22 protein-coding genes are annotated in these 13,233 nt (G+C 37.1%); 13 read left to right on the top strand and 9 right to left on the bottom strand.

Going from position 1 to position 13,233, the window contains the following annotated elements; translation table 11 throughout:
• Window positions 1-117: 117 nt before the first annotated feature.
• The 9 genes from MSG66_RS18205 to MSG66_RS18165 form a co-directional block, all read right to left on the bottom strand.
• Window positions 118-1,152: an ead/Ea22-like family protein gene (locus tag MSG66_RS18205; RefSeq protein ID WP_324654845.1), complete on the bottom strand. Its 1,035-nt coding sequence runs from the start codon at window positions 1,150-1,152 to the stop codon at window positions 118-120.
• 12 nt (window positions 1,153-1,164) lie between these two features.
• Complete coding sequence (locus tag MSG66_RS18200) at window positions 1,165-1,845, bottom strand: 3'-5' exonuclease (protein ID WP_324654844.1); 681 nt, start codon at window positions 1,843-1,845, stop codon at window positions 1,165-1,167.
• A gap of 14 nt (window positions 1,846-1,859) precedes the next feature.
• Window positions 1,860-2,228: a hypothetical protein gene (locus tag MSG66_RS18195; RefSeq protein ID WP_324654842.1), complete on the bottom strand. Its 369-nt coding sequence runs from the start codon at window positions 2,226-2,228 to the stop codon at window positions 1,860-1,862.
• Window positions 2,225-2,554, bottom strand: a complete 330-nt coding sequence (locus tag MSG66_RS18190) for a hypothetical protein (RefSeq protein ID WP_324654841.1) — start codon at window positions 2,552-2,554, stop codon at window positions 2,225-2,227. Before MSG66_RS18190 ends, MSG66_RS18195 begins: the two co-directional genes overlap by 4 nt.
• A 58-nt stretch (window positions 2,555-2,612) precedes the next feature.
• Entirely contained in the window at window positions 2,613-2,873 is a 261-nt protein-coding gene (locus tag MSG66_RS18185) for a hypothetical protein (RefSeq protein WP_324654840.1), read from the bottom strand.
• An 85-nt stretch (window positions 2,874-2,958) separates the two neighbouring features.
• Window positions 2,959-3,813, bottom strand: coding sequence for a DUF2303 family protein (locus MSG66_RS18180; protein ID WP_324654839.1), 855 nt, complete (start codon window positions 3,811-3,813; stop codon window positions 2,959-2,961).
• 39 nt (window positions 3,814-3,852) lie between these two features.
• A complete protein-coding gene (locus tag MSG66_RS18175; RefSeq protein ID WP_324654838.1) occupies window positions 3,853-4,185 on the bottom strand; it encodes a hypothetical protein in 333 nt (110 codons plus the stop codon).
• A gap of 194 nt (window positions 4,186-4,379) precedes the next feature.
• Window positions 4,380-4,664, bottom strand: a complete 285-nt coding sequence (locus tag MSG66_RS18170; RefSeq protein ID WP_013197509.1) for a hypothetical protein — start codon at window positions 4,662-4,664, stop codon at window positions 4,380-4,382.
• A 3-nt stretch (window positions 4,665-4,667) separates the two neighbouring features.
• Window positions 4,668-5,432, bottom strand: coding sequence for a S24 family peptidase (locus tag MSG66_RS18165; protein WP_324654837.1), 765 nt, complete (start codon window positions 5,430-5,432; stop codon window positions 4,668-4,670).
• Between the two features lie 138 nt (window positions 5,433-5,570).
• Between MSG66_RS18165 and MSG66_RS18160 the strand changes: the two genes are divergently transcribed.
• The 13 genes from MSG66_RS18160 to MSG66_RS18100 all read left to right on the top strand — a co-directional run bounded on the left by MSG66_RS18160 (window position 5,571) and on the right by MSG66_RS18100 (window position 13,233).
• A complete protein-coding gene (locus tag MSG66_RS18160; RefSeq protein WP_013197511.1) occupies window positions 5,571-5,774 on the top strand; it encodes a MarR family transcriptional regulator in 204 nt (67 codons plus the stop codon).
• A 35-nt stretch (window positions 5,775-5,809) separates the two neighbouring features.
• Window positions 5,810-6,184, top strand: coding sequence for a hypothetical protein (locus MSG66_RS18155; protein WP_324654836.1), 375 nt, complete (start codon window positions 5,810-5,812; stop codon window positions 6,182-6,184).
• Window positions 6,185-6,250: 66 nt separating this feature from the next.
• Window positions 6,251-6,541, top strand: a complete 291-nt coding sequence (locus MSG66_RS18150) for a hypothetical protein (RefSeq protein WP_324654835.1) — start codon at window positions 6,251-6,253, stop codon at window positions 6,539-6,541.
• Window positions 6,538-6,987, top strand: a complete 450-nt coding sequence (locus tag MSG66_RS18145; RefSeq protein WP_324654834.1) for a hypothetical protein — start codon at window positions 6,538-6,540, stop codon at window positions 6,985-6,987. Before MSG66_RS18150 ends, MSG66_RS18145 begins: the two co-directional genes overlap by 4 nt.
• A complete protein-coding gene (locus MSG66_RS18140) occupies window positions 6,984-7,625 on the top strand; it encodes a hypothetical protein (RefSeq protein WP_324654833.1) in 642 nt (213 codons plus the stop codon). Before MSG66_RS18145 ends, MSG66_RS18140 begins: the two co-directional genes overlap by 4 nt.
• 3 nt (window positions 7,626-7,628) lie before the next feature.
• Window positions 7,629-9,188: a DNA cytosine methyltransferase gene (locus MSG66_RS18135; RefSeq protein WP_324654832.1), complete on the top strand. Its 1,560-nt coding sequence runs from the start codon at window positions 7,629-7,631 to the stop codon at window positions 9,186-9,188.
• 3 nt (window positions 9,189-9,191) lie between these two features.
• The gene (locus MSG66_RS18130; protein WP_324654831.1) at window positions 9,192-10,217 is read left to right on the top strand and encodes a hypothetical protein; all 1,026 of its coding nucleotides are present in this window, start codon (window positions 9,192-9,194) and stop codon (window positions 10,215-10,217) included.
• On the top strand, window positions 10,214-10,978 hold the full coding sequence (locus MSG66_RS18125; protein ID WP_324654830.1) for an ATP-binding protein: 765 nt from the start codon (window positions 10,214-10,216) through the stop codon (window positions 10,976-10,978). The genes MSG66_RS18130 and MSG66_RS18125 overlap by 4 nt, the downstream gene beginning before the upstream one ends.
• A complete protein-coding gene (locus tag MSG66_RS18120) occupies window positions 10,975-11,499 on the top strand; it encodes a hypothetical protein (RefSeq protein WP_324654829.1) in 525 nt (174 codons plus the stop codon). The genes MSG66_RS18125 and MSG66_RS18120 overlap by 4 nt, the downstream gene beginning before the upstream one ends.
• A 2-nt stretch (window positions 11,500-11,501) precedes the next feature.
• A complete protein-coding gene (locus MSG66_RS18115; protein ID WP_324654828.1) occupies window positions 11,502-12,233 on the top strand; it encodes a hypothetical protein in 732 nt (243 codons plus the stop codon).
• Window positions 12,230-12,487: a hypothetical protein gene (locus tag MSG66_RS18110; RefSeq protein WP_324654827.1), complete on the top strand. Its 258-nt coding sequence runs from the start codon at window positions 12,230-12,232 to the stop codon at window positions 12,485-12,487. The genes MSG66_RS18115 and MSG66_RS18110 overlap by 4 nt, the downstream gene beginning before the upstream one ends.
• Entirely contained in the window at window positions 12,484-12,606 is a 123-nt protein-coding gene (locus MSG66_RS18105; RefSeq protein WP_324654826.1) for a hypothetical protein, read from the top strand. The genes MSG66_RS18110 and MSG66_RS18105 overlap by 4 nt, the downstream gene beginning before the upstream one ends.
• A 30-nt stretch (window positions 12,607-12,636) precedes the next feature.
• Window positions 12,637-13,233 (top strand): hypothetical protein, encoded by a 597-nt coding sequence (locus tag MSG66_RS18100; protein ID WP_324654825.1) that lies wholly within the window; start codon window positions 12,637-12,639, stop codon window positions 13,231-13,233.

The following is a 13,233-nucleotide window of genomic DNA, read 5'->3' as shown; positions in this document are numbered from 1 at the left end:
TAAGTTTCGCTTTGAGGAGCAAAGCTTCAGTTACATGAAGTGAGACATTTGAAAACACTTGAGTTCTGTTTTTACCAATCACCGTAAAGGTTCTGGTTTTGCTGCTATAGACCTGAATCATTGAGGTGACTCCAATAAGAAGTTGCCTTCAACTTCAATCTCTTTTCTTCTTTTTACAACCAGTTCCATTAATGCCGCTTGTATACTTTCATCTGCTTCTGAAATATCAATTTCGAGGGCATCTAATGTAGTCAGGTCCTTTGCTTGCTTAATCTTTTCTGCAATTGAAATATTTTCTTTTGAGTGACCAGCAATAATGACTAAATGTTTATGCAACTCATTAAGAAATAAATTTTGTCTTGCTGTAGTCCAATCTTTGGTTTCTTCAATAAGACTATTTGCAGCTTCTGCAGTTGTGGTTTTATTTAGCTTTTCTATAAGTTCAGATAAAGGGTCTACTGGTTTACCGTTATGGTAACGCGTCCAGTTTTCCCCTTTGATCTCTTTACTTTTTGATTTCTTGGGTGTCTTACCTACAGGTGTAGATTCAGTTTCAGGATCAGTTTTAGAATCAATTGGCCCCAAAACGTTTAAAATGTTATCGTCATCTATACTTGTCAAACCTACTTCACCACTAATAATTGCGTTAAGTAAATTCTTAAATTCCTCACACCAATAAAGTGACTTAACAAATACCCGCAATTCACCGAAATCATGCGATTTGCGTTTAATAAATGCATCAGCAGCTGAACGAGTTAGATGGCAATTAACATCTTCCCAAAAATATTTACCATGGCAGATATGGATGTTGCGTTCGTTCCAATCCGATATAATATTAATTTGTGTTGATGCTTTGACATCGAGGAAAAGCTCATCTTCTTCATCAATTGCTAAACCATTTAAAGCATGTTTATCTACAGCTTTTAGAGACTCAAAAAAATCATCAATAGTTTTAAATTTTGAGTCCTGATCAACATCAATAATATTAGTGATTTCAACTGAATCACTTGCTGGATCTAATCCCCAAACAATATTTTTCGCTTGTACAACGAAAATAGGTGAATCAGTACCAGCGTTATCTTTTTCCCAAGAATTTTTGAGTTGTTGGGTAAACTCCGCCCATGTTTCAGGCGTAAATAGAGTAGGTGTCATAACTTCGAACCTTTAAATATTTTGAAGCGCTTTATGCAAATGCGGGTCAAGGTCTTCTTTATTCAGTAGCCATGAGATATACGGACGTGGTAATTCTTTAAGAGGGGCTCCTTTGTGTTTACCCCAAGTCATAATTTTGGGTAAACGTACTGCTTCAGACATTAGGAAAAGAGAGTTGAGGTCTTTAATACCCAGCTTTTCAATTAGAGCAACGAGAATAATCCCAGTAAAATAAATATCCGCCCGAGCTGAATGTGCATGTCTCAAATGCTTACGTGCTTCTTCACGATTACTCATCACGAAATAGTAAAGAACAGCCAATTTATGACTAGGTAAATCAGGCCAAACATCCCTAGCTAAAGCTAAAGTACAAATAGCTTTTGCCTTTACTGCTGGACCACATTTATTTAGTGCTTTAATGTCGTAATCAATGTTATGGCCCACAATGTACTCAACACCTTCAGGTAGTCGGAAGGATTCACAACTTGGTTGACCTTCAATGTCAGATTCAATGATGTTGTGTACAGCCATAGCTTCTAAATCAATCGGTTCAGGACAAGAATAGAAACGGCTAAATACCTTATCTTTATGAACCAGTAATTGACCATTCTCTATGCCAATAGGTGCATAAGCGATTTCGATTGGATAACCATTTAATTTATTGGTTTCCGTATCTAAAATTATTGCTTTCATTGTTCATGCACCTGTTAGCGTGTACCAAGAAATCCGCGACGTTTTTTATAATCTTTACGATCCGGAGAGGGAATGTGCGTTTTACTAAGGATTTGATCTAATTCATGACCTCTACGATATTTAATTTCAGTCTGTAAATTACGTAGAATCCATTCTTGTGTATCTAACGTATATTGAGAGACAGGAGTTAATTCACCAGCTTGATCAATTGTATAAACGCGAGATAAAGTGTGATTTGCTGCATAAACCGTATGGCCTAATCGTACTTTGTATAAACCACGCTCTTCATCTTTTCCCTTAAACTCGCGGAAAGATTTATTGTTAGCCGTACCATTTGGGCTATTGTTATAACGTCTAGAACCACGAAGGAAGTTAGTGTTCATTGGGCACCACCTAATTTAACTACACGAGCTTGAGCTTCTACTGGTTCACCTGAGTTAAATTGCTGTTGCCATTGTTTTGTTTTTTGCTCACGTACCTGAGCCTCTGCATCACATGCATATATAAATGCAATAGCTATCGCACTAACTACGAGGAAGAGTAAAACATACGGCAATTTACTATCTTTTTTAAAATTTAGATCCTCAGCAGATGGATGCTGATAAAGTTTAGATGTAGCTGGTTTATTTGTTTTGTTGCCGCTAAGTTCAGGAACAAAACAGATTGGAGTAGATGGTGAAGATTGACTGCTTATATATTTTTGATTCATAATAATTTGCCTTAATACGTCCAGTATTGGTAGAAAAAGCCTCGATAGCCGTCCAAAGTCATTGAGGCTTTTTCATTTGTGTTAGTTCAGCGTTTACAGAGATTAGCGAAGGTTTATATCTGTACTTAAAACCGTTTTTATTAATGCGCTCTTCATCAATAAAGTTTTTCGCATTAATGTTTGTGATTTCCACGTCCTTCCAATTCGGAAAGTCTTTACTTGAACATTGAACAAGACGACCACAAGCCATAGCTCGCAATGCCTCTGTAACGCTAATGAAGCCTTGTTTATCTGTAACTTTGTTTTGGTAGTTATCCATGAGAGGTTTCCTCTGGACGTTTGCGTAGTATTGGTTTAAAAAAGCCCTGATAGCCGTCAAAAGTTTTCAGCGCTTTTTTTATTTCTTAAGATTTAAATGACCCAATTCGTACAGGGTTTTCAGGAAGTAGATCAATCACTTTTGCTTTGAAATCTTCAACTAGTTGATTAAGTAAAAGTTCTTCTTTAACGATTTGAAGGGCAAAAGATGCTTCACCGTCTTGTCCATTTACCACTAAGCGCAATTTAATTTCGCGCTCATCCAGCCCCACATAAGCTGAATCTTTAATAGCAAAGTACGCTGGCAATTTTCCCTTTTTAGTTGAGGCAGCAATAGTTGCCATTGCTGAGTGAACTTGGCGTGTATTTTCTACTTCTGCTGAGCTATTTGTCGTAGCATCAACTTGCATATTACGAACAGCTTGAATAGCTTCTTTAATCGTAATTTTTTCGCAAATTTCCTCCCCATTTTCATCTAAAACGAGTGTGCCAAATTCATCCTTTTTAGCTTCACCTGTAACGGATAAAACGGAAGCCCAATCTTCTAAAAAGATTGCAAAAGATTTTTGAGAGAGTTTTTTATCTTTGAGTCCAATAAGTTTAGTCCAAACAACTGTTGGCTCTAGATTCAAAGTAGATGTGTAGTCACAATGACCTTGTTCAGCATCAGTAGCAGAGTAATTAAGTACAGCAGTTGCGCTCATTACTTTATGGTTTACAAATACTAGTGCTTTTCCTTTTTGCTCTTCTTCAACAAAAGTTTTGAAATCTTCAAAAGATGGAGTAGTTAATGCACCACGTGGCCGTAAACGTGCTTCTGAATAGATTTCAGCATCAATAACAGCATAATTTTTATGAACAGCAATTAGTTCGCCACGGGTAAGAGGAAAAACAGGTTTTGTTAATTCAATAGCTTGAGCAAGGTTGTTTAGTTCAGACATTTTTGTCTTTCCTTAAGTTGAGATGAAAAGGGGGGAGAATTAAGCTTTTTCTTCAAAAAGCTGCTCAGTGTGTTTTGAAAAAAGTGAAACATCACCACGTGTATTCACGTACATCGGTGTTTTATCGCCGTGTTCTTCAACACTCTTTCCTTTAGGAAGAGGGGCATTAGAAATAAGCTTGTGTTCAACCGTTACGTTGTTGTGTCCAACGCCTTTTGTGAACTTTAATTTAATTGTGATTTCGCCGACTTTTTGAGTATCAACAGCAGCACTTGCAACTTTACTAACTGCATAACCGAGCTGTTTAGCAAAGGCACCACCATCGATGTCATTGATAAATTCTTCGCATTCTGTAGAGCGTAATTGACTCATTTTTTAATTCACCGAGAGATGTGTTGGTGAAATTATTATGCATAAGTGCATAACTTAATGCAATACTGCATTATGCAATTGTGCATTATTTTTTTTGGTTAATTTTTAGATATAAAAAAGCCCGCTATTAAAGCAGGCTTATTAAAAATAGGGTAAGTTATTAATTTAAAAAGTTAATTTACTAATTTAATAGATTAAATCTTTAAATTTTCCACAGTAAGTTTAAGCATTCTCGCTAGTTCCATATCAAAACCATGTAATGCTTTCTTTATAACATTGCCAGCCATATTGTGGTTTTCGAAATGATCCGTTGTAAATGCTTGAGTTACAAGTGGATGATGCTCATTAGTGAGTTCTTTAATATTTAGTAGAATGGTCGCAGCTATATCTGGTGATGACCTTACAACTTCTTCGACAAATGTAGTGAGAAAAGCTTGTCTACCTATTAGATCTGCTGTGTTTTTTTCATTATTATTCATAGCTTAGCGTCTCACTTTACGACCTTCAGATTTCCACCAGTATTGTCCAATAATTTGAACATTCTCAGCTTCTATACGAGCTGGCGAATAATATTCATCAGGATATTTAACTTTATCTGTGTTTCGAGAAACAGCTTTAAACCCACCTCTACCTTGCTCATTCCATTCAAATAACATTTTGATTTTTAACTCATCACCTCTTAAAAAGGCATAAATTTCACCATCAAAAATTCTTTTAGCAGAAGTATCAATCGAAATACGTTGTCCTGGTATTAGATCAGGAAACATGCTTTCCCCATCAACAACGATCACTTTTGCACAATCGGGTTTTACGTCATATCTTCTTATTTCATTTACTGGGAATAAAAATTTATGAGGGCTTTGCTGCTCTATATTCAAGTATCCACCTCCGGCACTAACTTTAATTTCACTATAGAAATCAATAGCTACATAACCATCAGGGATGGGGTCACCTTCTTCATATAAATGAATTTCGGTATCGTAAATTTTATTGTTATCAGGACCTGGGTTATGTTGGTTTTGATTTCTTTCTAAGACAGATAAATCTTTATCAAATAAGTCATTAACAGTTACGCCTGCCCATTTAGCAATAGGTTCTAATGTCGAGCGTCTAGGATCTTTAGTAATTCCATTCAAAATGCGGAATACAGTCGATTGCTTAATCTCTGGATGCTTTTGTTCAAGATCATTGGGGTTTGTATCATTTTTATTGAGTAAATATTCAATATTCGATTTTAGGAAATTCATAGATTTCACCAGTAACACTCCGCGAACCTATTTTATGCGCAAACGCATAATTTGGGTAAAATAACTCACTTATGCATTGACGATAATGCAAATATGCATAATAATTTGCATTAATCGATCTAGTCGTAAGAGCTGAACATGACACTTAAAGAAAAAATTCTGTTTTTAACTAACACCCGTGGTTTTACACAACAACAAGTAAGTGAAGAGACAGGTATTGAACAAAGTTCTGTTTCTCGCATCTTGAATGACACCCAAAAGAATATTGGTTATGTCAAAGGTGTTGCCTTGGATGCTTTCGTTAATCGTGAAAAGGCAAAACTTGCATCAAAAATGGCTTAAGTGACTTCACTTTCAACCTTAGTAATGAGGTACCTATGGCTGAAAAACTTTTAGCAAATGCTTCAGCAAAATTAACTTTAGATGAAAAAGCAAAGATGAATTGGATTGCCAAGTTAGAGGGCAAGAATTCGCTATCAAATCTCATCCGCTCTATGTGTAAGAAAAAGATTTCAGAAGTAGAAGGTGAGATAGCAGATACAAGCTCTCTCGAAGTAATTAAAAACATTTGCACAAGAAAAATCTCAGAAGCAGAAACTGAATACGAGTTTCTCAGAAATGTTTTTATTGGGTCAAAACAAAACGGGTATACCGAAGATACCTTCGAATTAGTGCCTCTAAGGGCAGAAAAATCACGGCATTCAAATGCAAGTGATAAATCGGTCCAGCTTGATTTACTTAGCTGGAAATAAAAAACCACCCCCTGCGCCAACAGGAAGTGGTTATGGCTTGTTCCCTCACCTTGGAGTAAAGGAAACGTGTGTAATTTAACAAATCATCCCTGCCTAGGCAAATGTACTGATTTTAATGAAGAACAGTGCTCAACTTGCCTAATTAAACAAGATGCCCCGCATCAAAACGTAGTACTTCAAACCGAAAAGGTTTGGCCGTTAGGAACTAATCATACCGATTCTGAAGGAGCGCCATGGAAGCGTGATGATCAGAACAACTGGTGGTTTTGGCAAGACAACTTTGGTTGGACTAGATATGTAGGTCCGGTGAACAAAGCTTTCTTAGATTCTCGTTTTGAAGTGGTGGCAAGTCAATGATTTATGAAATCAGTAAATATCAAGAAAAATTCAGTTTTGAAGCACCAAATTTAAAAATTGCTGCTTTAGTCGTTTGTTCACTATGTCATGGGCAATATTCTGCGGTATCTGTAGATGGTGAGCAGGGTATACCACAGTTTATTTTTGGTGGTCATGATGAATGGTTCATTTCTAATTTCGGTACGAATTTTGTCGAAACTCTTAATGAGGTGCTTTCAAATGAAAAAGAGAATTTTCATCAAAGTTTAAACACTGTCTTAATGGGAAATGCAGAAAGCAGAAAGGCATACCAAGAAACTAAAGAATTCACTATTAATACACCTAAATCTGTATATGAACATTCGAAAGAACGACTTAATTCTAAGTTCAATAACTTTTGCCTACGTGCTTGGAACTTTGCTGAACAAGTGAGCTTGTATAAACCAGCTCAGGAAGGTGAAGCATGAGAGATCGTTTTTACATCGCATGCTTTAGAGATAATGTCGGTCCTAATGTAAGTTTTCATCGTCATCAATTTGCAGGCTATCACACTGATATTGATCAAGCATATATTTGTACATTTGACGAAGCTCAACGACATTTCAATCAAGCTAGAGAGTTCGAACGTCCTATTTCTGCTGATCATGTTGATGAATTAGCTGTATGGAAAGTTGATCATCAAACTTTACCTAATAGCACTCAAATTATTGATGGTGTTTTTGGTTATGTTGTTTTCGTTCAAGGGAAATATTCGGGAAATGATGTCTATTGGTTAAATAAAGGTACTAAAGACATAGATACTGATTTTGAAAAAGCATCTTATTTTTCCAAAGACGAAGTAAATCAACTAGGTGAAAAGTATATTGCTATTCCTTTTTCTTTAGCTGAGAAAGCAAAACGTAGAACTTTTGATTTTAAGCAATATAACCCACGAATCATGACGCAGGGCGCGGGCTTAAAAATGCCTGAGCACCTTAAAAGAGCCAAGAGAAAAGTCAAAAATCCTCAAACACGATTTAACTGTCCAAGTTGCGGAAAAATCGTTTGGCAATATAACCCCTATGACTTTGATCACTGTGATCATTGTGGAAAAGTGGGGGAATAAAGCATGAACAATAAGTTATGTTTTGATAGTTCACGATTATTTAAAACTCAATATGGATTAAATTTTTCCGAAAAAATAATTGTTGATTTCTTTGCTGGTGGCGGCGGAGCGAGTACAGGGTTGGAAATGGGGCTTAATCGTCCAGTCTATGTGGCTGTTAATCACAATCCAAAGGCCATAGCAATGCATGAGGCAAATCACCCTCATACAATTCATTATGTACAGGATGTATTTGCAGTTGATCCAGTCCATATTTGTGACGGCTATCAAGTTGGTTGGTTTCATGCGAGCCCAGATTGTACCCACCATTCACAAGCAGCTGGTGGTCAACCGCGGAAAAAAGAAATAAGAGATCTTGCTTGGGTCATCCCAAGATTTGCAGGGAAAGTAAAACCAGATGTTATTAGCATGGAAAATGTTCGCCAGATGCTTAATTGGGGACCATTAATTTCAAAACGAGACAAAGCTACAGGCCGTGTTATTACCCTTGAAAAAATTGAAGTAAATGGAAAGTTGGTTAATCGTGTTGCTGAGCCTGGTGAAGTTGTACCAAGAAATTTACAGTTCTTGATTCCAGATCCAAAACGTATTGGTCAAACTTGGAAACGCTTTATTAAGACATTAAAGGGCCTTGGGTACATAGTTGAGTGGCGTGCAAATATTGTTGCTGCTGATTTTGGAGCGGGAACAATTCGTTCACGATTATTTTTAATTGCCCGTTGTGATGGCAACCCGATTGTTTGGCCTGAACAGTATTTTGCAAAACAACCTAAGGCTAAACAGAGTAAATGGATTCCTACGGCAGATTCTATTGATTGGTCTGATTTGGGAAATTCAATTTTTAATCGTCCGAAAGGTCCGCTTGTTCCAGCTACACTTAAACGATTAGCGAAAGGTTTGAAGCGATTTGTGATTGATGCTGAAAATCCATATTTCATCAATTCTTCAACTCCATTTATTTGCCGTGATTTTAATACAAGCATAGGTCATAACATTACTGAGCCTCTTGCAACCACAACTGCAAGCTATGGTGGGCATAGTCAACTTGTGTGTCCAATTTTAGCCCCGTTTCTAACTGAATTTGCCAATGCATCGCAGCAGCGCAACTGGTCAATAGAACAACCACTATCAACGATTTGTGCACAAGTTAAAGGCGGTCACCATGGTTTAGTAACTGCAAAACTAAGTAAAGACGATTTCGAGGGCGCTTTACGAGTGGCGGCCTTCTTGATTAATTATTACGGCAATGGTGATGCAAGAAACATTACCGCACCTATGGATACATTAACGACCAAAGATCGACTTGCATTAGTCACTGTATGGATCAAAGGGGATCCTTGGGTAATTGTTGATATATGTTTGCGCATGCTTAAGCCAAGAGAGCTGTATAAAGCGCAAGGATTTCCAGATTCTTACATAATCGATCCGATTTATTGCGGCAAACCATTATCAAAAAAAGACCAAGTACATATGTGTGGTAATAGCGTTTCGCCTTTGCCTATGGCTGCAATTGCTCGAGCGAATAATCCCTTTTCAAATACAAACCAATATGAGGCTGCTTAAGAAATGGCAAGATCTAGAAATATTAAGCCCTCATTTTTTATGAATGAAGACATTATTGAATTACCTTTTGAAGCTCGATTGTTATTTATCGGGCTATGGATACTAGCAGACCGTGAAGGCCGTTTAGAAAATCGACCTAAGAAAATCAAAATGTCTTTATTTCCTGCAGATGATATAAACGTTGCAGAACAGTTAGATAACATTTCTAAGTACGGTTTTATCGAGTTATATAACGCTGATGGTACTGATGTAATACAGATCGTTAACTTTGTTAAGCATCAAACTCCCCATGGTTTAGAGAAGGACAGTGAGCTACCTGACCGTAATGGTATTTACACTGTTCATCACCGTAATCCGAAAAACAAGACCACTGTTGGAAAGCCGGTTCACGTTAATAAAGTTGATCGTGAGCATTTTTACAATAAAACAGGCCCGTTTGCATCAAATAATGTAGTTGTAGCAAGTGAAAACAGTTTTCAGGGTAACGAATCGGATCAAGTTAACAGTAATGGAAATTCACAAGAACAGTTAGATAACAGTTCTGGAACTGTTCTTATCTCAGACCAAAACGCCCTGAATCCTGAATCCTTTAATCTGAATCCTGATTCACTGAATCCAGAAGATAATAACAACTCCGCCGTTGGCGAAGTTGAAGCGCCTACTCAAACAAAATTTAATTTTAAGTCTGCTTTGAAAAAACATGGTGTACCTGACAAGGACGCTACTGAGTTCATGCAAATCCGAAAATCGAAGAAAGCTCAAAACACTGAAAACGCCTTTGAAGCTCTGCTAAACGAGGCCGAAAAAGCTGAAATCACTTTACCCCAAGCGATTGAATACTGTTTGAAAAGACAAAATCCTTGGGGAGCTTTCAAAGCGTCTTGGTTCAATAGGGACCAATCTGAAAGTCCTACCGGACAACAGCAGAACCATCATTCATTACCACGCAACGTGAATGATCAATGGGGAGCACCTAAAGAATATGAGCCGGTAGCTGGTAACACAAGATTGGAGGGTGAGTTGATATGAACGCAATGCCTCAAAAAATGAAATTTAATAGTTTTGAAACTAATCAAATGTGTCGTGAACACAAAGAACTCATGATCAATGTGCATGGTCGTATAGTTTGCCAGTCTTGTGTTAATGAGCATATGAAGCAATCAAATGAACAATACGAAAGTGAAAAGAACACTCGCATTTTAAATTTGAAAATGGCTCGTGCTGGAATTCCAAAGAGACATGTAAATAGTGGCTTTGGAAACTATGCTGTAACTCACAAGGGGCAAGACGAAGCTCGTAAAACTTGTCAAAAATTCACTATGGATTTCAATGAAGGAAAATTTAGAAATTTACTCCTTGTTGGTCGCACTGGTACGGGTAAAACCCATCTTGGTTCATCAATTCTAAAAAATATCATCATCAAAAACAGTGAAGCTATTTACGTTACTTCTGCTGATCTTGCAGAAGATATCGTAGGGGCTTATCGCCGTAGTGGTGATAGTGAAGAAGAAGCGCTAAAACGTTATGTGAGTAAAGATTTATTAATTATTGACGAATACGGCTTACATGACCGTGCTGAAAAACGCCCGCAGCTTCTAGAGAGTGTCCACAAAGTTTTACTCACTCGTTATGACGAGTTGAAGCCAACTGTAGTGATTTCAAACCTAAGTCTTTCTGAGGTCCGCGAAGATCTTGGGGACCGACTATGGTCAAGATTTCAACATGATGGCTTAGATATTGTGGAATGTGATTGGGATGATGCTCGTATAGGTGGAGGTAAAGCACAGTGAACGCATTTGTTGATATGAAAAAATCTGAATACGCATTAGTTGCTTACTCAAACGTTGCAACTAAATCAAAAGAGCGTAAAGCTTTAGAAAAAGCAGTTAAAAAATGGTTGAAACATCCAGGTAATAAAATTCAACCAGTTCAATCTAAGCAGTCAGAATCTATGGCTCATGGAAATCAGCGAGCTTATAAACGCATGGGTTGCCGCTGTGAAGTTTGTGTTACTTGGGCCATTTCATCAGGTTTTGTAAAAACGAAGCCGAAGTCTGAAATAAAACGTGGTCCAGATGAGCGTCAATTGCGTATACAGGCACAAAAAGAGGGTTTAGGTAGGTTTGCTCAGGTATTTAAAGAAGATTGGCAATTACTAGCATTTGAGATCGGTTATGCAATTACAGCATTTCAACTTGAAAGGGTTTATCAAGGTAAGTCTGAAATTGATCAATATTTCACATGGAAGTATGTGAAAAAAGTTGCTGATCAATTAGTTGCTGAAAAGTTAAAAGTTAATGGGGGAATGTGAATATGAAATCTAATTCAACCAGCAGAAAACGCTCAAAAAAATACAATCCAAACAAGCTAACACCAGCGCAAGTTCAAGCTAAACAGAGAATGGCTGAATTGCGTAGAGAAGCCGCTCAAGAATATGAGTTCAGCATGAGTTTTGTTTCGAAAGATATTCGAGACTTTCTTGAAAAGAAAAATATTGAAGAGGCAGAGTTACTTGAGCGTTTCCCTAATCGCTTAACAATACCTTATCACTTCTGTATTGCAGCTTATGGTTATCAAGATTTAGCAATTGTCCAAGTTCTTGAACATGTTGAAGAGTGTGAGCAATGGAATGTTGAGCTCACTATTACGATGTCTGATAGAACAGATGAATATGAAGGGCAACTTTTAGTAAACCAGCCTTTTACTGCACCGAAAATGAATTATTTCGAGTTTTCAGAAGGAAAAGAAGACTGTTATGTTGATATTGGTGGTGGGTTACGTAGAAAAGGCTGGAAAGGCTTAAATGCAGAGATCCTAAGGGCATTAGAGCAAAATAAAAAAATTCCTGACGGTTTTGGGATAGATTTGATTGAGGTAAATCTAAGTACTTCCTCAAAATTTAAAAGTGTTTCTGCATATAGAGAATTCTTAAGTGTTGCTGAATGGGTAAACAGTGGTGTAGCTGAGGAAAAATTACGCCAGCTTTGGATTGCCGATCAAACTATTGGGAACGGTAAATCTATTGGTTTTGGGGACGCAGCATGATCAGAAGATTAAGGCAGCGCCAGCGTCAACAAAGAAATATTTGGTCAATGCTAGAAACTCAAGCACAGAAACAATTTGATGAGCCAAAAGTAGGTGACTTTATCACTTTAAAAGATGAGTACAACCAAGGGCTCATTGGCACATTAAAAATCATTGAAGATTTGGATTACGAATTTATTTGTTGTGCTCCACCAGATATGGAACCTAAAAGCCGTGTCCTTAAAACACACTTGAAATATTGGAGAATGACATGAGTAAAACTTTAAAAAAAGAAAATGTGGATCTTGTGGTGGTTATTGTGGTGGTCGTAAAGGTAGCTGCAAGTTTGCTGAAAATGAGCTTAAAAGACGAACTAATGAGTTGTGGGCATTAGCTGTACGTGGATACAAGAAAGGAGCCAGTGATGAGTAAGTACAAATCAGGGGATTTTGTAGTATTAAATAATTCAGATAATGATATTTATCAAATTAATCACTATTCACATATTGGCAATGGCTTCATCATGAAGTGTGGAAAATCAGTTTCTTATTGTCTTGTGGAGCGTCATGCAAATCCAAAAGAAATAGCAGTGGGCCATCGAATTTTTAAAAGCGAAGAAATATTACCTGACCGCCGGTATTCAATAAAGATAACAAATTTACAAACTGGAAAAGATCATAACTTAATTGAAGGATTTGATCATAGAAAGGACGACAAACCTATTTCAAATCCAAAATTTAAGCGTGGTGATAGAGTTTATGTTGATTTCATATCATCAAATAGTATGGAAACTGACGGAACTCATATTTTTGGTGAAGGCAGAATTGATAGAGTTGACGTAGACAATAATTTTTTAATTGGTCGTCTGGATAAAGGTGGTTATTTCGGATGTCCTTTTACTGATGCAAAGCTTCTTCATGAACCGTGTCAACATGGATATGACATAGCATGTTTATTATGTGGGTTTGGTATATCTGAAACTACTGGTGAACGTATATGGCGAACGCACGATAGTATGTAA

The sequence above is a fragment of the Acinetobacter sp. IK31 genome (genome assembly GCF_035615195.1).
Lineage (GTDB): Bacteria > Pseudomonadota > Gammaproteobacteria > Pseudomonadales > Moraxellaceae > Acinetobacter > Acinetobacter calcoaceticus_C.
The sequence above is the reverse complement of the archived record's forward strand: the minus strand, read 5'-3'. Positions and strand labels throughout refer to the sequence as shown.